General features: G+C 50.0%; 20 protein-coding genes. 13 read left to right on the top strand and 7 right to left on the bottom strand.

Annotated features, from left to right (window positions below; translation table 11 throughout):
- Window positions 1-9: 9 nt before the first annotated feature.
- From IT527_RS02475 to IT527_RS02460, 4 genes are all read left to right on the top strand, one after another.
- Window positions 10-573 carry an OmpH family outer membrane protein gene (locus IT527_RS02475; RefSeq protein ID WP_292966075.1) on the top strand — a complete coding sequence of 188 codons (564 nt, stop codon included), beginning with the start codon at window positions 10-12 and terminating at the stop codon, window positions 571-573.
- Window positions 574-615: 42 nt separating this feature from the next.
- Window positions 616-1,050 carry a 3-hydroxyacyl-ACP dehydratase FabZ gene (fabZ, locus tag IT527_RS02470; RefSeq protein WP_292966228.1) on the top strand — a complete coding sequence of 145 codons (435 nt, stop codon included), beginning with the start codon at window positions 616-618 and terminating at the stop codon, window positions 1,048-1,050.
- 83 nt (window positions 1,051-1,133) lie between these two features.
- Complete coding sequence (rnhB, locus tag IT527_RS02465) at window positions 1,134-1,685, top strand: ribonuclease HII (RefSeq protein ID WP_292966225.1); 552 nt, start codon at window positions 1,134-1,136, stop codon at window positions 1,683-1,685.
- Between the two features lie 50 nt (window positions 1,686-1,735).
- On the top strand, window positions 1,736-2,215 hold the full coding sequence (locus tag IT527_RS02460; RefSeq protein WP_292966073.1) for a peptidylprolyl isomerase: 480 nt from the start codon (window positions 1,736-1,738) through the stop codon (window positions 2,213-2,215).
- Here IT527_RS02460 and mutS read toward each other — a convergent pair whose 3' ends face one another.
- Window positions 2,216-4,804 carry a DNA mismatch repair protein MutS gene (gene mutS / locus IT527_RS02455; RefSeq protein ID WP_292966223.1) on the bottom strand — a complete coding sequence of 863 codons (2,589 nt, stop codon included), beginning with the start codon at window positions 4,802-4,804 and terminating at the stop codon, window positions 2,216-2,218.
- A 165-nt stretch (window positions 4,805-4,969) separates the two neighbouring features.
- Between mutS and IT527_RS02450 the strand changes: the two genes are divergently transcribed.
- On the top strand, window positions 4,970-5,215 hold the full coding sequence (locus IT527_RS02450) for a hypothetical protein (RefSeq protein ID WP_292966070.1): 246 nt from the start codon (window positions 4,970-4,972) through the stop codon (window positions 5,213-5,215).
- Between the two features lie 14 nt (window positions 5,216-5,229).
- Here IT527_RS02450 and IT527_RS02445 read toward each other — a convergent pair whose 3' ends face one another.
- The 3 genes from IT527_RS02445 to adk all read right to left on the bottom strand — a co-directional run bounded on the left by IT527_RS02445 (window position 5,230) and on the right by adk (window position 9,416).
- On the bottom strand, window positions 5,230-7,287 hold the full coding sequence (locus tag IT527_RS02445) for a sodium-translocating pyrophosphatase (RefSeq protein ID WP_292966067.1): 2,058 nt from the start codon (window positions 7,285-7,287) through the stop codon (window positions 5,230-5,232).
- A gap of 141 nt (window positions 7,288-7,428) precedes the next feature.
- Entirely contained in the window at window positions 7,429-8,688 is a 1,260-nt protein-coding gene (locus IT527_RS02440; protein WP_292966065.1) for a 6-phosphofructokinase, read from the bottom strand.
- A gap of 65 nt (window positions 8,689-8,753) precedes the next feature.
- Window positions 8,754-9,416: an adenylate kinase gene (gene adk, locus IT527_RS02435; RefSeq protein ID WP_292966220.1), complete on the bottom strand. Its 663-nt coding sequence runs from the start codon at window positions 9,414-9,416 to the stop codon at window positions 8,754-8,756.
- A gap of 284 nt (window positions 9,417-9,700) precedes the next feature.
- On the opposite strand from adk, the gene recA reads away from it, so the two are divergent.
- From recA to IT527_RS02405, 6 genes are read left to right on the top strand one after another with little or no spacing between them, the layout of a single operon-like run.
- Window positions 9,701-10,732, top strand: coding sequence for a recombinase RecA (recA, locus tag IT527_RS02430; protein ID WP_292966063.1), 1,032 nt, complete (start codon window positions 9,701-9,703; stop codon window positions 10,730-10,732).
- Window positions 10,733-10,734: 2 nt separating this feature from the next.
- Window positions 10,735-11,175 carry a recombination regulator RecX gene (gene recX / locus IT527_RS02425; protein WP_292966060.1) on the top strand — a complete coding sequence of 147 codons (441 nt, stop codon included), beginning with the start codon at window positions 10,735-10,737 and terminating at the stop codon, window positions 11,173-11,175.
- A 58-nt stretch (window positions 11,176-11,233) separates the two neighbouring features.
- Window positions 11,234-13,828 (top strand): alanine--tRNA ligase, encoded by a 2,595-nt coding sequence (gene alaS / locus IT527_RS02420; protein ID WP_292966057.1) that lies wholly within the window; start codon window positions 11,234-11,236, stop codon window positions 13,826-13,828.
- Window positions 13,829-13,882: 54 nt separating this feature from the next.
- Window positions 13,883-14,836 carry a thioredoxin-disulfide reductase gene (gene trxB / locus IT527_RS02415; RefSeq protein ID WP_292966054.1) on the top strand — a complete coding sequence of 318 codons (954 nt, stop codon included), beginning with the start codon at window positions 13,883-13,885 and terminating at the stop codon, window positions 14,834-14,836.
- Window positions 14,837-14,842: 6 nt separating this feature from the next.
- Window positions 14,843-15,436, top strand: a complete 594-nt coding sequence (locus tag IT527_RS02410; RefSeq protein WP_292966051.1) for a Smr/MutS family protein — start codon at window positions 14,843-14,845, stop codon at window positions 15,434-15,436.
- Window positions 15,433-16,059: a carbonic anhydrase family protein gene (locus tag IT527_RS02405; protein WP_292966048.1), complete on the top strand. Its 627-nt coding sequence runs from the start codon at window positions 15,433-15,435 to the stop codon at window positions 16,057-16,059. Before IT527_RS02410 ends, IT527_RS02405 begins: the two co-directional genes overlap by 4 nt.
- A 58-nt stretch (window positions 16,060-16,117) precedes the next feature.
- Here IT527_RS02405 and IT527_RS02400 read toward each other — a convergent pair whose 3' ends face one another.
- The 3 genes from IT527_RS02400 to IT527_RS02390 all read right to left on the bottom strand — a co-directional run bounded on the left by IT527_RS02400 (window position 16,118) and on the right by IT527_RS02390 (window position 18,307).
- The gene (locus IT527_RS02400; RefSeq protein WP_292966045.1) at window positions 16,118-16,756 is read right to left on the bottom strand and encodes a protein phosphatase CheZ; all 639 of its coding nucleotides are present in this window, start codon (window positions 16,754-16,756) and stop codon (window positions 16,118-16,120) included.
- 44 nt (window positions 16,757-16,800) lie between these two features.
- Window positions 16,801-17,196, bottom strand: coding sequence for a chemotaxis response regulator CheY (cheY, locus tag IT527_RS02395; protein ID WP_292966042.1), 396 nt, complete (start codon window positions 17,194-17,196; stop codon window positions 16,801-16,803).
- A gap of 175 nt (window positions 17,197-17,371) precedes the next feature.
- Window positions 17,372-18,307, bottom strand: a complete 936-nt coding sequence (locus IT527_RS02390; protein WP_292966039.1) for a LysR family transcriptional regulator — start codon at window positions 18,305-18,307, stop codon at window positions 17,372-17,374.
- Between the two features lie 205 nt (window positions 18,308-18,512).
- On the opposite strand from IT527_RS02390, the gene IT527_RS02385 reads away from it, so the two are divergent.
- Both IT527_RS02385 and IT527_RS02380 read left to right on the top strand, forming a co-directional pair.
- Window positions 18,513-19,934: a form I ribulose bisphosphate carboxylase large subunit gene (locus tag IT527_RS02385; protein ID WP_292966036.1), complete on the top strand. Its 1,422-nt coding sequence runs from the start codon at window positions 18,513-18,515 to the stop codon at window positions 19,932-19,934.
- 63 nt (window positions 19,935-19,997) lie between these two features.
- Window positions 19,998-20,354, top strand: coding sequence for a ribulose bisphosphate carboxylase small subunit (locus IT527_RS02380; RefSeq protein ID WP_292966033.1), 357 nt, complete (start codon window positions 19,998-20,000; stop codon window positions 20,352-20,354).
- Window positions 20,355-20,396 lie beyond the last annotated feature (42 nt).

Raw genomic sequence — 20,396 nt, 5'->3', positions numbered from 1 at the left:
TTAAAAGCTATGAAAAACCTGCTGAATAAACGTTTGCAACAGATATCTGCTCAGTTCATGAGTATATTTGCTGTTACATTAATTCTGACTTTACCCGCTTATCTGTACGCTGAAGAGATAAAAATCGGTGTAGTCAATACAGAGAAGATTTTACGGGAATCCATGCCTGCTGTTGCTGCACAGAAAAAAATCGAAAAAGAGTTTCAGGTACGAGAAACCCGGATCAGAGAGCTTTCGGTCCGGATCAGAGCATTACAGCAGGAACTGGAGAAGGGGACGGGTATTGCTGATGAGGAAGGGCGGCGCCTGAAAGAGCGTGATCTTGCCGGACTTAGCCGCCAGTATCAGCGTGCGCAGCAACAGATACGGGAAGACTTGAGTTTGCGTCAGAACGAAGAATATGGCCTGATTCTGGAACGTACCAATCAGGTGATCAATGAACTGGCAAAAAAGTATTCGTATGACCTGATTCTGCAGTTGCAGGATTCAGTTTATCGAAGTGCACGTATTGATATTACTGATCAGGTTATCAAAGCGCTGAACGCACAGGAATCTGTCGCCGGTAAGCCATAAATTTATGCCTGCAACTATGAAACGGAGAAATAGAACGTCATGATGGATATTCATGAAATACTGAAATACCTGCCGCATCGTTATCCACTGATCCTGGTTGACCGGGTGGTTTCCCTGGAATCAGGCAAACGAATTCATGCGTACAAGAATGTTTCCATCAACGAACCTTATTTTTCCGGACATTTCCCTCATCACCCGGTTATGCCGGGCGTACTGATTGTTGAAGCACTGGCGCAGGCAGCAGCTTTGCTGACCATCCGGTCAGAAAACATGGAAAAGGATAATGGGCAGGTGTACTACTTCGTTGGTATTGATGCAGTACGGTTCAAAAAACCAGTTATTGCCGGTGATCAGCTGGTGTTAAAGGTTGAAATTACCCGTCAGCTTAAGGGAATCTGGAAGTATTCAGCCTGTGCGGAAGTGGATGGCCAGCTTGTCACTGAAGCCCAGCTGATGTGTACCGCAAGGGCCGTTTGATTCAATCATCAGCCCGCCCGGGAGTTACCAGGGCGGGTGCCGGCCACAGTTGGGTTTATCCTGTCGGGAAGGTTGTCTATGGCGTGGATGAAGCCGGCAGGGGGCCGTTGGCCGGGCCGGTTTATGCTGCCTGTGTGGTGCTTGATCCGGCAGACAGGATTGATGGACTGGCAGATTCCAAACAGTTAAGTGAGAAGAAACGGACTGGTCTGGCTGATCAGATCAAACAACGTGCTCGTGCATGGGCAGTTGCGATTGCTTCAGTTGAGGAAATAGATCAGCTGAATATCCTGCAGGCCAGTCTGCTTGCCATGCAACGAGCTGTAATCAGTCTGCTGCCGGCACCAGACACGTTGATTCTGGTGGACGGCAACCAGAAACCCAAACTGGATTATGAAGTGCAGGCAATTGTTCGAGGTGACAGCCTGGTGGCAGAAATCTCAGCCGCATCGATACTCGCCAAAACAGCGAGGGATGCTGAAATGCTGCGATTGCATGAAATTTATCCGGTCTACGGTTTTGATCGGCATAAAGGCTACCCTACCAGAATGCACCTGGAAGCAATTCGCTTACACGGGATAACCAATGTCCATCGTAAGAGTTTTGCGCCGTGTTCCGGGAAAGCTGTATCGTGATTTTGAGCAATTTTTATTAACTACAAGGAAGCCTGATTCAGGCATAAAACATGCGCATAGTAAAAAATACGGTAGTGTCGCTCCACTATAAAATGATTGACCTGGAAGGCAATGTAATGGAAGAAACCGAGGAGCCTATCAGCTATCTGCATGGCGGGTATGACGGTATATTTCCAGCGGTGGAAGAGGCGTTGCATGATAAAGAGGCCGGAGCTACTTTATCTTTACAGATGGAACCGGAAGATGCTTTTGGTGAGTATGATGAAGAGCTGATGCGGGTTGAGCCGCGCAGCGCTTTCCCGGAAGAAGTGGCTGTCGGGATGCAGTTTGAAGGCGGGGAGGAAGATTCAGATGATTTCTATATCTACACCGTGAAAGAAATCACTGACGATGTTGTGGTTGTGGATGGTAACCACCCCTATGCCGGTATGGCTTTTCAGTTTGAATGTACGGTGACCGAAGTACGCCAGGCAACAGCGGAAGAGCTGTCGCACGGGCATGTACATGGGCCGCATGGCCATGAACATTGATCAGTCTGTCTGGCCAAGCATCGATTTGATCAGATAAAGCTGTTCCAGTGCTTCCCGGGGTGTGAGTTCATCAGGGTTAATCTGCGTAAGATAGTCGAGTGCCGGGTGTATGGAAGCCGGGGCAGCTTCCTCGTTTGCTCCGATTATGCCAAATAAAGTTTGCTGAGGATTTTTGCTGAGCGTTTCCTGCTCCAGTCCCGCCAGGATTTTTCCGGCACTCCTGATCACGTTATCCGGTACACCTGCCAGCGCGGCAACGTGCAGTCCGTAACTTCGGCTGGCAGGGCCTTCTTCTATCCGGTGCAGAAAAACGATGCGTTTCTTGTGTTCTACAGCAGTAACGTGAACATTAACTGCCTGCGGGAATTCTTCAGCAAGCCGGATGAGTTCAAAGTAGTGAGTGGCAAACAGGGTATAGCTCCGGTTACGGGTAAGCAGATAACGGGCAATCGCAAAAGCCAGCGCAAGTCCGTCAAACGTTGAGGTACCCCGGCCAATTTCATCAACCAGCACCAGACTTTGTGCGGTTGCGTTACGTAAAATACTGGCAGCTTCTGTCATTTCCACCATGAAAGTGGAGCGCCCTCCTGCCAGATCATCAGCTGCACCAATCCGGGTAAAAATTTGATCGACAGGTCCGATGCGTGCAATTTTTGCCGGAACAAAGCAGCCGCAGTGTGCCAGCAGGACAATCAGTGCGGTCTGTCTCATGTAGGTGGATTTACCCCCCATATTGGGCCCGGTAATAATCAGCATTTGCCGCCCCTCGCGTGTAATGGCGCCAAGCTGTACATCGTTGGCAATATAGTGCTCCACCTGGTTTTCCACCACGGGGTGCCGGCCAGCTGTAATGTCCAGAACCGGATCATCAGTAAACACCGGTTTGATATAGCCGGAAAGATCTGCCCGGTGGGCAAAGGCGCACAGGACATCCAGTTCAGCAACAGAACGGGCAATTTCCTGCAGAGAGGTGATGAAATCCGCCAGTTGTTCCAGTAACTGCTCGTACAGCATTTTTTCCCGAGCCAGTGCCTGCTCACGTGCTGACAGTGTTTTATGCTCAAATACCTGTAATTCAGGAATGATGTAGCGTTCTGCATTTTTCAGAGTCTGTCTGCGGCGGTAGTCCGGAGGAATTTTTTCTCCATGTGTGCGGGTTACTTCGATGTAAAAACCATGTACCCGGTTGTATTCCACCTTCAGATTCGGGATTCCGGTACGTTCGCGTTCCCGGGTTTCCAGTTCCAACAGGAATTCGCTGCAGTTTTCCTGCAAGGCACGTAACTCATCCAGCTCGACATCGTAGCCATCAGCAATCACACCCCCTTCACGAATAACGATACCGGGTACAGGCTGCAATGCGCGGACAAGTAATGATACGAGTGCAGTATCCGGTCGCATGGTGGAAACAAATCGCTGGATAGCCGCAGCTGCTGAAGTTGCAATCAGTCCGGTGATGGTGGGCAATGTTGTCAGGCTGTCACGCAGGCCGGATAAATCACGAGGCCTGGCTGACCGTAAGGCGATTCGGCTGGTGATGCGCTCGATATCGGCAATTTGTTTAAGTGGTGTCCGGATGCCGGTATAGAGAGTGCCTGATTCCGTATGCATCAAATCAGAAACAGCATTAAGTCGCTGCTGTAGCGTAATCCGGTTGCGTAGCGGGTGGTGCAGCCAGTGCCGCAGTAACCGGCTGCCCATGCTGGTCGAACAGGTATCCAGCAGAGAGGACAGGGTGGGCGCGTCTTCTCCGCGCAGCGTCTGTGTGATTTCCAGGTTGCGACGGGTGGCAGCGTCCATGCGTAAATAGGCATCTTGCCGCTCTACCTGTAATGTCTGCAGATGACTGAGTAACTGTCCGGCTGACTCATCTGCTGCAGTTTGCTGGGTCAGCTTGATGTATTCGAACAGCGCACCAGCAGCCATGATGGCCGCATGCAGCTCCTCACAACCGAAAGCAGTCAGGTCGCGGGTGCCAAATTGCCGGGTAAGCTGCTGCACGGCATGTTCATAATCAAATTGCCGGTCAGGTAAACGTCTGGGAGGGATAACATGATTCAGCATTACTGGCAGATCCAGTGATTCCGGTAACAGGATTTCTGTCGGATGCAGGCGCTCCAGCTCATTTGCCAGATGATCGACGGAAGTTTCCAGTACGCGCATATCACCCGCAGCCAGATTGAGCCAGGCCAGTCCAATCAGACCATGATGCGGTGCCAGTGCCAGCACAATGCTGTTGTTGTATTCTTCCAGCAACCCGGCATCTGTCAGCGTCCCGGGGGTAATGATGCGGATGACCTGTCGTTCCACCGGCCCTTTACTGGCAGCGGGATCGCCGATCTGCTCACAAATGGCGATGGATTCACCCAGTTTTACCAGTCTGGCCAGGTACTGCTCAGCTGCGTGGAATGGTACTCCTGCCATCCTGATTGGCTCCCCGGCAGAAGTGCCACGCTGGGTGAGGGTGATATCCAGCAATTTTGCAGCTTTTTCAGCATCTTCATAGAACAGTTCATAAAAATCTCCCATACGATAAAACAGCAGCTTATCGGCATGCTGTGCCTTGATTCGCAGGTACTGCTGCATCATCGGTGTGTGCACAGAGTGAGCTGGTTTATTGTCGGCGTTTTCAGATATTACCAATCATGACTCCGGATAGTTATCAGGCGCAGGATGACTGTCAGGTCAGAAGCTGAATCGGCTGGTATGAGCATAATTGCTTGCAGAAAACACCGAAACAGCGGGATGAAACATATGAATGATGATTATTGCGTAAATTATCCCTGCTATCGTTTCATGCTGATCATTTTATCCGGAGAAGCGATGTTATTTACTGACTACCGGTACCGAAGAGTACTGGTGCGCTGCTTCATGCTTGTCGCGGCAATCAGGTCAATCAGACAGGACAGTACGAATAACCGGGGTGCTTCATTGCTGAATGGTGATTTTTTGCAGGATACAGAAAGGCCCGCCAAATCTGGCGGGCCTTTCTGGTGGTGAAATCTGATTTCCGGTTACAGCAGAGGGATAATCAGCAACGCAACGATATTGATAATCTTAATCAGCGGGTTAATGGCCGGACCGGCGGTATCCTTGTAAGGGTCGCCAACCGTATCGCCCGTAACCGCAGCCTTGTGAGCATCGCTGCCTTTGCCACCATAATTCCCGTCTTCGATATATTTCTTGGCATTATCCCATGCGCCGCCACCGGCAGTCATGGAGATGGCAATGAACAGACCGGTAACGATTGAGCCCATCAGTACGCCCCCCAGCGCTTGCGGACCAAGGAAAACACCAACCAGCACAGGGATCAGAACAGGCAGCAGAGACGGAACGATCATCTCACGGATAGCGGCCTTGGTCAGCATATCGACTGCGCGAGAGTAATCCGGTTTGTGTGTGCCATCCATGATTCCGGGGATTTCCTTGAACTGACGGCGTACTTCCAGTACCACAGAACCGGCTGCACGACCGACTGCTTCCATCGACATAGCGCCAAACAGGAAGGGAACCATCCCGCCGATAAACAGCCCGATGATAACCAGGTGGTTGGATAAATCAAAAGACATCAGCTTGCCGGCATGCTCCAGGCCATGGGTATAATCGGCAAACAGGACCAGGGCAGCCAGACCGGCAGAGCCGATAGCGTACCCTTTGGTAACAGCCTTGGTGGTGTTGCCAACCGCATCCAGCGGGTCGGTGATAGCGCGCACAGACTCAGGCATACCTGACATCTCGGCGATACCGCCGGCATTGTCGGTGATCGGACCGTAAGCATCCAGCGCAACAATAATTCCGGTCATGGATAACATCGCGGTTGCAGCGATCGCAATACCGTAAAGGCCAGCGAGCGAGTAAGCGACAATAATACTTGCACATACTGCCAGGACAGGTGCTGCGGTAGCGCGCATTCCGACACCCAGGCCGGCGATGATGTTGGTGGCATGTCCGGTAGTGGAAGCATTGGCAATATGCTGTACCGGCGGATATTCAGTGGAAGTATAGTATTCAGTGATGATAACCATCAGTCCGGTCAGCACCAGGCCAACGGTAGTACAGGCAAACAGACGCATGATCAGGTCACCGCCGGCAATTTCCGAGCCATCCAGTGTCAGAGTTGCTCCCCCCATGAACCATACTGTAATGGGAAGGTAGGTGAAAAAAGCAATGCCGCCGGCAACTGCCAGCCCGCGATACAGGGCGTTCATGATCTTGCCGCCTTCACGCATCTTGACGAAGTAGCAGCCGATGATCGAGGCAATGATGGACGTCGCACCCAGCGCAAGCGGGTAAACAGCGGCGCCGTCTGTCCCTGTTTTGAACAGCAGTGCACCCAGCAGCATGGTGGCAATAATTGTAACCGCGTAGGTTTCGAACAGGTCAGCAGCCATCCCTGCGCAGTCTCCCACGTTGTCACCCACGTTATCTGCAATGACTGCAGGATTGCGCGGGTCGTCTTCAGGAATACCTGCTTCAACTTTACCTACCAGATCAGCACCAACGTCTGCACCTTTGGTGAAAATACCGCCACCCAGCCGTGCAAAAATTGAAATCAGTGAGCCGCCAAAAGCAAAACCAATTAGCGGGTGGATAAGATTACTGATATTGCTGGATTCATCTGCACCACTGACCAGCAGTGCGGTGTAGCCGGCCACACCCAGCAATCCGAGTCCAACGACCAGCATCCCGGTAACAGCACCGCCACGAAAGGCAATGGCCAGGGCTTCATTCAGTCCGCTGCGTGCGGCTTCGGCTGTCCGTACATTGGACTGAACCGAGACATTCATGCCCAGGAAGCCGGCCAGACCGGAGAGTGTCGCGCCCAGGGCGAAACCAATGGCTGTATTCCAGGAAAGTGCCAGGCCGATGATGATGAATAAAACCGTACCCACCATGCCAATTGTCAGATATTGTCGCTTGAGATAAGCCGACGCACCTTCCTGTACGGCGGCTGCAATTTCCTGCATGCGTGAATCACCTGCAGATTGTGCGTAAATACGCCGAATCCACAGGCCACTAAAAATCAGGGCAAGTATCGCGCTGCAGATTGCAATCGTTAAACCGTTTGCCATAAAGAACTCCAGTTAAAATCAGACCACCCTATATATACATGCGGAACCAGGCCTGACGGCCCCGCATCAAATCCACAATCGAAATTATGAACAGCCTAAACGCATATTTTATATGCTCTTGCTGCCAAAAAACAAAACAGATTAAATTTTAAATTCAGCCAGTTTTTTGGGTACTGCCACATTTTTCAGCCTGACATAGTCGGGCAGCCCGTGTTTATATGGAGGGTAATCTTCTCCCTCAATCAGCGGGCTGAGGTATTCACGACATTGATCCGTGATACCAAAACCATCTGCGCTGATGAAGTCTCCCGGCATCATTTTTTCCACATTGGCTACTTTGGAAAGCTCAACCATGCCGGTTTTCCAGGCATAGGGCGAATTGGAGATGCGGTTGATAGTCGGCATAACCGAATTATGTCCGGCAATCGCATATTCCACCGCGGCTTTGCCCATGGCATAGGCCTGTTCCACATCTGTGCGGGAGGCAATATGTCGTGCCGCACGTTGCAGATAATCAGCCACCCCCCAGTGATATTTTAATCCCAGTCCGTTTCGGACGATATTTGCGATTACTGGTGCGACCCCACCTAACTGGGCATGTCCGAAAGCATCGCGTAATCCCTGATCTGACAGAAATTTGCCATCAGCACCTTTTACACCTTCAGATACAACAACCGTGCAATAACCGTGTTTTTTGACACAATCGTCTACTTTTGCCAGAAATTTTTCCTGGTCAAAAACGATTTCCGGGAACAGGATAACAACCGGTACTTCACGATCCCGGCTGGAAGCCAGTCCGCCTGCGGCTGCAATCCAGCCTGCATGACGGCCCATGACTTCCAGAATAAATACTTTGGTGGAGGTTTTGGCCATGCTGGCTACATCAAAGCTGGCCTCCAGCATGGAAACGGCAATATATTTGGCAACTGAGCCGAACCCCGGGCAGCAGTCTGTAACAGGAAGATCATTATCAACCGTTTTGGGTACATGAATTGCCTGAACCGGATAGCCAAGTGTGCCGGCAAGTTGCGAGACCTTCAGACAGGTATCGGCTGAATCGCCCCCGCCGTTGTAAAAAAAATAGCCGATATCATGCGCTTTGAATACTTCGATCAGCCGTTCGTATTCACGCCGGTTGTCTTCCAGGCTTTTCAGTTTGTAGCGGCAGGAACCAAATGCCCCGGATGGTGTGTGGCGTAACGCCCGGATAGATTCAGCAGATTCAGCACTGGTATCAATAAGATCTTCTGTCAGCGCTCCGATAATGCCGTTACGTCCGGCGTAGATTTTGCCGATTTTGTCGGAACAGGCGCGGGCGGTTTCCAGCAAACCCGCCGCTGAAGCATTGATTACAGCAGTGACACCGCCAGATTGAGCATAGAACGCATTTTTTACAGCCATTTTCCACCTCCTGGTTGATCAAAATTGTTGTCTTCAAGAGCCGGGTAACGGTTCCGGATAAGTCCTTATTTATCCTGTTTCAGCGCAGTGATAATATTTTTCTGTATGGCTTCCACGCTGCCGGTCCCGGCAATCCTGACGTAATTCGGTGCAGCTGGATCGCTGCTGTTTGACCATTCAAGGTAATATCCAACAAGTGGCAGGGTCTGGTCGTGATAGACCTGAAGTCGTTTACGTATGGTTTCTTCACGATCATCATCGCGCAGAATCAGGGGCTCGCCGGTGACGTCATCCTGATCAGCCACAGCCGGTGGGTTGAATTCGACATGGTAAGTCCGGCCTGATGCCAGATGTACGCGGCGCCCGGACAGGCGTTTAATGATTTCCGCATCGGGTACGTCGATTTCAACGACATAGTCTATGTGCACATTTGCTGTTTTGAGAGCATTGGCCTGGGGGATGGTGCGGGGAAAGCCATCAAACAGAAAGCCATTGGCACAATCAGGTTCTTCAATCCGTTTGCGTACCAGGTTAATGATGATTTCATCCGGGACCAGGGCACCGGATTCCATGATTTTTTTTGCCATCATGCCTAGTTCTGTGCCTGCTTTTACAGCGCTGCGGAGAATGTCACCGGTAGAAATTTGCGGGATGGAAAAGTGTTCGCGGATGAAATTGGCTTGTGTGCCTTTGCCCGCACCTGGTGCACCCAGTAGGATGATACGAATGATTGTCTCCTTGAATGTTATTGGGGGTAACCCTGTCCCTGCAGATACGTACCGAAAATTTCCTGTCTGTTTCCGTCTATGATGGGCTGCTGTTGGCAGATCCGGGAAACCAGCTGTTCTGTATTTACGATTTGTCGGGGATTATATCCCACACCGGCTGGCCGCTTGAAATTTTTGGGGATTTTGACGTGATAATGTAAGTGATTCGGGGTGATTGACGCCAGATCGCATTTTTTACAGATTGAATATGCGATAATTTCGCTCTGCTTTTTTCGGGAATAATTATGGATGAAAATAAAAATAAGGCCCTTTCCGCAGCACTTGCCCAGATTGAGAAGCAGTACGGCAAGGGTTCGATCATGCGGTTGGGTGACAGCGATGTGGCTAAAGATATTCAGGTGGTGTCTACCGGTTCGCTTGGATTGGATATTGCACTGGGTGTGGGCGGGCTTCCGCGCGGACGTGTCATCGAGATTTACGGTCCGGAATCTTCGGGTAAAACCACACTGACACTGCAGGTGATTGCTGAAATGCAAAAACTGGGTGGAACAGCTGCCTTTATTGACGCAGAGCATGCGCTGGATCCGCAATATGCCCGAAAAATCGGTGTCAATGTTCAGGATCTGCTGATTTCTCAGCCGGATAACGGGGAACAGGCACTGGAAATCACCGATATGCTGGTGCGCTCCGGATCGGTTGATGTTGTCGTGGTTGACTCGGTTGCAGCGCTGACACCTCGTGCTGAAATCGAGGGAGAAATGGGGGAGCCGCAGATGGGGCTGCAGGCAAGGCTCATGTCACAGGCACTGCGCAAGCTGACTGCAAACATCAAACGTGCCAACACGATGGTGATTTTCATCAACCAGATACGTATGAAGATTGGTGTGATGTTTGGTAATCCTGAAACAACTACGGGAGGAAATGCGCTGAAGTTTTATGCATCCGTACGCCTGGATATTCGCCGTACAGGTTCTATCAAGCGTGGTGAAGAAGTGGTCGGGAATGAAACCCGGGTCAAGGTTGTCAAGAATAAAGTCGCACCACCATTCAAGCAGGCCGATTTTGACATTTTGTATGGTGAGGGGATTTCGCGTGAAAGCGAGATTATCGAACTGGGTGTGCTGCATAAACTGATTGAGAAAGCAGGTGCCTGGTACTCTTACAATGGTGAAAAAATAGGGCAGGGCAAAGATAATGTACGCGATTATCTGAAGGAACATAAAGAGATTGCGCGTGAAATTGAGCAGAAAATACGCGCAGCCGTCGGCCTGGTCGAAATGGATAACCGGGTAACTCCGACGGCTGCCGGTGAGTAAGAATGAATCTTTATACCCGGGCGCTGGGGTATCTTGCCCGGCGGGAATATTCGCGCTGCGAGCTGGAAAAAAAATTATCCTGTCATGCGCGGTTTTCTGATGAGTTAAAAGATACGCTTGATCGGCTTGAGCAGAGCAAGCTGCTGTCAGATGAAAGAGCGGTCGAGCAGATTCTTCACGCACGCAGCCGCAAATATGGAAGCAGACGGATACGCCATGAGCTGCAGACCAAGGGGATTGCCGATCACCTGATTGAGGCCGCACTGGAAAATTTTCGGCAGACGGAATTTTCCAGTGCGCACGCGCTGTGGTGCAGAAAATTTGGCACTGCTCCATCTACACCGGGAGAACGGGGAAAGCAGATCCGTTACCTGGCCGGGAAGGGTTTTCCTTCCGAGGTAATAAGTAAAATTTTGTCCGATGCCCGTGAAACGGAAGATTAGCCAGATGGGTTGTATTGGATAGCTATATTCCGATAACGGTTGCATAGAAGGTATTGATATGAAAAGCAGTGAAATCAGACAGAAATTTCTTGAATTTTTTGAGGCGCACGGGCATGTCATCGTGCCATCCAGCCCGTTAGTACCGGGGAATGATCCCACCCTGCTGTTTACCAATGCGGGCATGGTGCAGTTCAAAGATGTGTTTCTCGGCCAGGACAGGCGTGCTTATGTGCGGGCAGTCAGTGCGCAGCGTTGTGTGCGTGCCGGTGGCAAGCATAATGATCTGGAAAATGTGGGTTATACCGCGCGGCACCATACTTTCTTTGAAATGCTGGGTAATTTCAGTTTCGGGGATTATTTCAAGCGTAATGCCATTTTGTTCGCCTGGGAGTTTTTGACCGGGTTGTTGAATATTCCTCAGGAAAAGCTGTGGGCAACGGTATATGCGGAGGATGATGAGGCAGCGGATATCTGGCTGAATGAAATCGGAATTGCTCCTTCCCGTCTGGTACGTATCGCAACATCGGATAATTTCTGGCAGATGGGGGATACCGGCCCCTGCGGCCCTTGTTCCGAGATTTTTTATGATCACGGACCTGGGGTGGCGGGCGGCCCCCCGGGATCAGAGAACGCGGATGGTGACCGCTATATTGAGATCTGGAATCTGGTATTTATGCAATATAACCGTGATGCCGGTGGCAAACTGCATCCCCTGCCCAAACCATCGGTGGATACCGGCATGGGGCTGGAGCGGATCGCGGCGGTCATGCAGCAGGTGCACAGCAATTACGAAATTGATCTGTTTCGCAGTTTAATTGAAGCAGCAGCCAGAGTTACCGGCACCCGGGAGTTATCAAACAATTCACTCAGGGTGATAGCAGACCATATCCGCTCCTGTGCTTTTCTGATTACCGATGGAGTGATTCCCGGCAATGAGGGGCGGGGTTATGTATTGCGGCGCATTCTTCGTCGCGCTATTCGTCACGGATACCGGTTGGGCCGGAAGCAGCCGTTCTTTCATCTGCTGGTGGATGATCTGGTTGATGTTATGGGGCAGGCTTACCCGGAACTGGTGGCTGCCAGAAAACAGGTAACCGGTGTTATCAGGCAGGAAGAAGAGCGTTTTGCCGAAACACTGGAAAATGGTATGGAAGTGCTGGAAACGGCATTATCCCGGGGAAATGACATGCTTTCGGGGGAGGTTGTTTTTCGTCTCTACGATACATTTGGTTTTCCGGTTGATCTGACGGCAGATATCGCCCGGGAGCGGGGTGTCGTAATCGATATGGCCGGGTTTGAGGTATGTATGGCGCAGCAGCGTGACCGGGCGCGTGCCAGTGGCAAATTTACCATGCAAACAGGGCTGGAGTATGTCGGGCAGCCAACCGAGTTTCACGGCTATGACACGCTGCAGCATGAAGCCCGGATTCTGGCGCTATATAAACAGAGCAGTCGGGTAAATTTCATCGAGGCGGGTGATGATGCTGTGATCGTCCTTGACCAGACCCCTTTTTACGCGGAATCGGGCGGGCAGGCGGGTGACAGCGGAGAACTGTTGTCAAGTGATGGCACATTCGCTGTGAAAGATACCCAGAAAATTCAGGCCGGCGTATTTGGTCACCATGGGGTGTTGAGCAGTGGCCGGATGGCAGTAGGGGATCGGATACTTGCCAAAGTAGATCAGGTGGCACGAACCAGTACAGCCTATAACCACTCGGCGACCCATTTGCTGCATGCGGCATTGCGCCAGGTGCTGGGCACCCATGTCATGCAGAAAGGATCGCTGGTGGATGCCGGCAGATTACGTTTTGATTTTTCACATAACGGCGCTATGCAGGCAAACGAAATTCATCAGGTGGAAATGCTTGTTAATGCCCAGATACGCAGAAATCACGAAGTTGCCACACAACTCATGGCCTATGACGATGCTGTCAAGCAGGGTGCCATGGCTTTATTTGGCGAGAAATACGGCGACACGGTGCGTGTGGTGGCAATGGGTGATTTCTCAACGGAACTGTGTGGCGGTACGCATGTAGGCCACAGCGGTGACATCGGTTTTTTTCGTATCGTTGCCGAATCCGGTGTGGCGGCAGGGGTTCGTCGGATAGAAGCACTGACAGGCGATGCGGCGCTGGTTTATACGCAGCAACAGGAACAGCAGTTGCTGCAGGTTTCTGATGTACTTAAAGCAGCACCACAGGAAGCTGTGCTGAAACTTTCCCAGATTCTGGACAATGTCCGGCAAATGGAAAAAGAGATTGCCGCATTGCGATCGAAACTTGCCGGTATACAAAGTGGTTCACTCATTGAACAGGTGCAGAAAATCAGGGGAGTTCAGGTACTGGCTGCGCCACTGGAAAATGTCAGTGTCAAAACCTTGCGTGAAACACTGGATAATTTCAAAAACCGGCTGAAATCCTGTGTGGTGGTGCTGGGGACGATCGAGGGCGGTAAAGTGGCACTGATTGCCGGTGTGACGGATGATCTGACAGCAGAACTTAAAGCTGGCGATTTAATCAATTTTGTTGCACAGCAGGTCGGTGGAAAAGGTGGCGGGCGCGCTGATATGGCGCAGGCGGGGGGCACAACCCCGGAAAATCTGCCGCAGGCGCTGGCAAGTGTGGCTGGCTGGGTGGAACAACGCCTTTTGTAGCCTGTTGCCAGCACCGTTATTTCTGAAAATTTAACCTGATAACTTCATTTAATTATGACAACAACCAGACATTGCAAGTTACTTATTCTTGGATCCGGCCCCGCCGGCTATACAGCCGCTGTATATGCTGCGCGTGCCAACCTTAAGCCGGTGCTGATTACCGGGATGGCGCAAGGTGGTCAACTTACGACAACAACTGATGTGGATAACTGGCCGGCAGATGCGGAAGGTGTGCAGGGACCGGAGTTGATGGAGCGTTTTCTGAAACATGCCGAACGCTTTCAGACAGAAATCATTTTCGACCATATTCATACAGCCAGACTGGCGGAAAAGCCATTTGCACTGGTTGGTGATCAGGGTACTTACACCTGTGATGCGCTGATTATTGCGACAGGGGCTTCAGCAAAATACCTGGGTCTGCCTTCCGAAGAAGCCTTCATGGGGAAAGGGGTCTCTGCCTGTGCGACATGTGATGGTTTTTTCTATAAAAACCAGGATGTGGCGGTGATTGGCGGAGGAAATACTGCAGTGGAGGAAGCGCTGTATCTCTCGAATATTGCCCGTAAGGTGACAGTAGTGCATCGGCGTGACAAATTTCGCTCCGAGAAAATCATGATCGACAAGCTGATGGAGAAGGTGGCAAGTGGCAGGATTGAGCTGGCGCTGGATCATGTGCTGGAAGAAGTGAAGGGCAATGAGGGCGGCGTTACCGGAATTCGTATTCGCCATACGCAGAATGGTACGGCGCGTGATCTGGAATTGCAGGGGGTGTTCATCGCTATCGGGCACCATCCGAATACTGACCTGTTTCAGGGGCAACTGGAAATGAAAAACGGTTATATCGTGACGCGAGGCGGTAATGAGGGTGATGCAACCGCAACCAGTATGCCTGGTGTATTCGCTGCCGGCGATGTGCAGGATCATATTTATCGCCAGGCGATTACCAGTGCAGGCACTGGCTGTATGGCGGCGCTGGATGCAGAGCGTTACCTGGAAAAATCCTCCTGATATATCGTGAATTTTTCAGCAGCATATTTACAGGGGGAGCAGGGTAAAAAAACCTCAGCTGAGATAATCAGCAGTGATGATGTTGCCCTGTTTCGTGAGGCGATGCAGGGTGTCAAACCTCTTGCTCAAAATGGAAGGATCGCTCGTTTGGATCCGGGGCGTCAGCCGATTTCCCGGCTACCTGATATCCTTACTTTACCGAATAGCCGCAATACTTTTTCTGGTGATCTGCAGTCGGATTCAGCAGAGGAGAATGCAGACTGGGCATTTGCCCGCTCAGGTCTGCAGCGGAATATGCTGCGGAAGCTGCGTTGTGGAAACTGGCCTGTCCAGGGTGAGCTTGATCTGCATGGTCTGAATCGGAATGAAGCTTGCCGGTTGCTCGCAGTATTTCTGGACAGGAGTGTTGCACGGGGATTTCGCTGTATGCGCATTATTCATGGCAGGGGGCTTGGTTCAAAAAACCGTAAACCGGTACTTAAAATACTGACAGGAAACTGGCTGATGCAACATCAGGATGTGCTGGCTTTTTGTCAGGCATTGCCAGAACATGGTGGCAGTGGTGCAGTGCTGGTTCTTCTGAAAAATACCGGAAAATGAGAACTCTTACGAAAGAGATGCTTGCGCATCTGTCACCTGAGCAGGCGATACAATTGCTGAAAGACGGCAATCAGCGCTTTGTCAGTAACCTGAAACTGAACCGGAATCTGCTGCAACAGGTCAATGAAACTTCTGAAGGGCAGTTTCCGTTTGCTCTGATCCTGAGCTGTATAGATTCGCGTACTTCAGCAGAGCTGATATTTGACCAGGGGCTGGGAGATATTTTCAGTTGCCGGATTGCCGGAAACATTTTGAACGAAGATATCCTGGGGAGCATGGAGTTCGCCTGTCGTCTTGCCGGTTCAAAGGTTATTATGATATTGGGCCATACCAAATGCGGTGCCGTCAAAGGCGCGTGTCACGGTGTTAGGCTGGGCAATCTGACAACTTTGTTAGACAAGTTACAGCCTGTTATGGATGGGGAATTATCCGGCAGGGGTGGCTTTGATACTTCTGATCCTGAGTTTATGGAGAATATTGCGCGTTTGAATGTGCATTATGTGATGGGTGAAATTCCCAGGCGGAGCCAGGTGATTGCAGAAATGCTCGATAAGGGTGAAGTTGCTTTGATTGGCGGGATGTATGACGTGGATACGGGAATTGTTACATTCTACGATCATTAAAACAGTCCTTCTGCACTACCTGTTTCCGTTTATCGGCCGTTTCCACGGTGAATCATCTTCAGAAACCCAGTTCAGTCAGTAAATCATCAACCTGTGCCTGGTTAACAAATACTTCACCCTGTTTTTGTGGAGTGATGACAGGCCCGTTAAGTAAACTGTTATTTGATTTGGCAGCAGCCTCTTTTTGGGCCGAGCTGTCGATGAGTAACTGCAGCATTTCATGTTCGATCGCTTCAATCGTTCGAAAGATATTGTGAATAACCTGACCTGTCAGATCGTGAAAATTCTGTGCGACCATAATTTCCGTGAGGTAGGAATGGGTGGATGCTGCCTGATCAGGGACATTATGCAGAAAATACAGTGTCTGCTGGAGGGCGTTATTCAGCACTGGCTGGTTTGCGATACTGGCCACCGTTGTTTCCGGTATCTGGCTCCATAATTTGTGCAGGCTGACAGCATTTGCTGACAGATTATTCAGAATGGGTTTTGCATTTTCTACTGCCTGGAGAGAGCTCTCGGCTGCTTGTGCTGATTTGCTGACAATGTAGCTGAGACCATCCTTGCTGCTGGATATTTCATGACTTGCCAGCTGCAGGCGCTGATCGTAGCCCAGTTCAGACAGGCAGCTATGCAGCACTCTGGTTAGTCTCTCCAGGTGATCGATAACCTTCTTGTCAGTATCAAAGCTGTTATTCATGTTAGTGGCTGATACCTGTTAGTTGATCGATAAGAAGGTACCGTTTATGCGTGTACTGCCATATTCTGAATAATTTTGTTCAGTTTTTCATCCAGGGTGGCAGCGGTAAAAGGTTTGACGATGTATCCGTTTGCTCCCGCCTGTGCTGCTGCAATAATATTTTCCTTTTTTGCTTCGGCAGTAACCATCAGTACAGGTATATCCTTTAGCGCATCATCTGCACGGACATTTTGCAGCATGGTCAGCCCATCCATATTGGGCATATTCCAGTCGGAAACGACAAAATCAAAATTGCTGTCACGTAATTTCTTCAAAGCCATAGCCCCATCTTCAGCTTCTTCAACGTTATTAAAACCGAGATCTTTGAGCAGATTGCGAATGATTCTGCGCATGGTTGAAAAATCGTCCACCACCAAAAATCTGAGATTTTTATCCGTCATTTCTTGACTCCTTAAGTAATTTTTATATTGCGGGTTGGATTCAGGTCTTTCAGTAAACGGGTTACCGGAAAAATTCTTAAGTAAATTTTAGGTTGTGTTGCCGGGAAGGTTCAGGGACGGGGTGTGGTTTCGATTAACGCAGGCTCAGGCAGATATGTGGTGCGCAGATTTGAGGTTAACCAGTCTGTTCTGACACCAGTGGTATCTTTAGCGCTACAAGGTCAGCGGCCTCATTCAGCAGGAATTGTTTGAATACGCTGGCGGCATTGGAGAGACGTTTGTTTTTCTGGTGGACAACGTTCCAGTACCGCATGATGGGAAAGCCCTGTATATCCAGTATTTTTATGCGTCCGGCCTCAAGCTCCAGTCTAATGGTGTGGAGTGACATAATTCCCAGCCCCATTCCGGCTTGTATGCCTTGTTTGATAGCTTCTGCAGTATCCGCTTCCATACCTTTCTGGATATTGACTTTCTCTTGTGCAAAGAACCGTTCCATTGCGTTTCTGGTACCTGAGCCGGGTTCTCTGACCAGAAAAATCTCCCGTTCCAGTTGCTTGACCGGGATTTGTTTCCGGTTGCAGAGAGTGTGTTCAGGAGGAGCAATGATGACCAGTGGATTTTCCATGAAAGACTCGGCGGTAATATCCAGCCCCTCCGGTGGCTGTCCCATGATCGCCAGATCCATGGTGTTGTCCGACAGTTGCTTAAGTACGTTTTCACGATTGGAAACATGCAGGCTGATAGTAATGCCAGGGTAGCGCTGGCAGAATTTAGCCAGCAGGTTGGGGATAAAATAATTGGCGGTACTGACAACAGAGATGCTCAGCTTGCCGCGTTCCAGCCCCTTCAATTCATCGAGTGCCAGTTCCATATCGGCCAGTTGCTGTGTAATGCCGCGGCTGTAATGATAAAGCTCCTTGCCGGCTTCAGTCAGGTGAGTACGCTTGCCTATCTGTTCAAACAGAGGCAGCGCAATCATTTCTTCGAGCCGTTTGATCTGAATGGAAACAGCCGGCTGGGTTAAATGCAGTTCTTCAGCCGCATGTGTGAAGTTGAGGAGGCGTGCAACTGACTCAAAGATTTTTAGTTGATGCAAGGTGATATGTAACATGATAAACAGTGCGTAGACATGGAGTTAAAGAGGGGATAAAGCATATATATAAACTATAGTATATTGTAACTATTATAATTATTAATTTTAACTTATGATTTTCACCATGTTATAGTTCTTTCCGCAGTTTAGATTGTTTTTTAACGTTGTATGCCTGCCTTGGTTTCTGGTAATAAGGCGGGATTTCTACAAGGAGATGAAAGAAATGGCTGTTAAAACCTATAACGCTGGTGTTAAAGAATACCGGCAGACCTACTGGGAACCTCATTACAACGTTCAGGATACAGATATTCTGGCGTGCTTCAAAATCGTACCGCAGCCTGGAGTGGATCGTGAGGAAGCCGCTGCTGCGGTTGCTGCAGAATCTTCAACCGGAACCTGGACGACAGTTTGGACCGATTTGCTGACCGATCTGGATTATTACAAAGGTCGTGCGTACCGTATCGAGGATGTCCCGGGTGATGATACCTGTTTCTATGCCTTCATTGCTTATCCAATTGATTTGTTTGAAGAAGGGTCGGTTGTTAACGTGCTGACCTCTTTGACAGGCAATGTGTTTGGATTCAAGGCTGTCAGATCATTGCGTCTTGAGGACGTTCGTTTCCCCATAGCCTATGTTAAAACCTGTGGTGGCCCTCCTAACGGTATTCAGGTTGAACGCGATATTCTCAACAAATACGGACGTGCTTTCCTGGGTTGTACTATCAAACCTAAACTGGGTTTGTCAGCTAAAAACTATGGCCGTGCGGTATATGAATGTCTGCGTGGTGGTTTGGACTTCACGAAGGATGACGAGAACGTCAACAGCCAGCCGTTTATGCGCTGGCGCCAGCGTTTCGATTTCGTTATGGAAGCTATTCATAAAGCTGAACGTGAAACAGGTGAGCGCAAAGGTCACTACCTGAACGTAACTGCACCCACACCTGACGAAATGTTCAAACGTGCTGAGTATGCGAAAGAACTGGGTGCGCCAATTATTATGCATGACTACATTGCGGGTGGTTTCTGTGCCAATACCGGGCTGGCTAACTGGTGTCGGAATAATGGTCTGCTGCTGCACATTCACCGTGCCATGCATGCGGTAATTGACCGCAACCCGCATCATGGTATCCATTTCCGCGTACTGGCTAAACTTCTGCGTCTGTCCGGTGGTGACCATCTGCACTCCGGTACCGTTGTCGGCAAGCTGGAAGGTGATCGCGAAGCCACACTAGGCTGGATCGATATTATGCGCGATAAATTCATCAAAGAAGATCGCAGCCGCGGTATTTTCTTTGATCAGGACTGGGGTTCAATGCCTGGCGTAATTCCGGTAGCTTCCGGTGGTATCCACGTTTGGCATATGCCGGCACTCGTAACCATTTTTGGTGATGATGCCTGCTTGCAGTTTGGTGGCGGTACTTTAGGCCATCCATGGGGTAATGCAGCCGGTGCGGCAGCTAATCGCGTGGCACTTGAGGCTTGCGTGGAAGCACGTAATCGTGGAGTCGCTGTCGAGAAAGAAGGTAAAGCGATTCTGACTGAAGCAGCCAAGAACAGCCCTGAACTCAAGATCGCCATGGAAACATGGAAAGAAATCAAATTTGAGTTTGATACGGTAGACAAACTGGACGTAGCTCATAAGTAAAATCAACACCCTTCCTGTATAAAAAACGTATGGGAAGGATCATTATCTAAATGGAGTTAATGTATGTCGGAAGTAATTGATTATAAAAGCCGTTTGACTGATCCGGGTAGCCGTAAATTTGAAACGTTTTCCTATCTGCCAGCACTGGATAAAGATCAGATCAGAAAGCAGGTTGAATATATTGTAAAAAAGGGCTGGAATCCGGCTGTTGAGCATACCGAGCCAGAATTTCTGATGAGCAATTACTGGTATATGTGGAAGTTGCCAATGTTTGGTGAGACCGATGTGGATCGTATTCTTGCTGAAGCAGAGGCTTGCCATAAAGCCAATCCAAACAATCATGTGCGTCTGGTAGGGTATAACAACTTTAACCAGAGCCAGGGAACCGCTATGGTGGTTTATCGCGGAAAGACTGTCTGATACTAATCTGAATACGCAGTAAGGGTTCTGTATAACTCACCC

The organism is Nitrosomonas sp., from assembly GCF_020852615.1.
GTDB lineage: Bacteria > Pseudomonadota > Gammaproteobacteria > Burkholderiales > Nitrosomonadaceae > Nitrosomonas.
The sequence above is the reverse complement of the archived record's forward strand: the minus strand, read 5'-3'. Positions and strand labels throughout refer to the sequence as shown.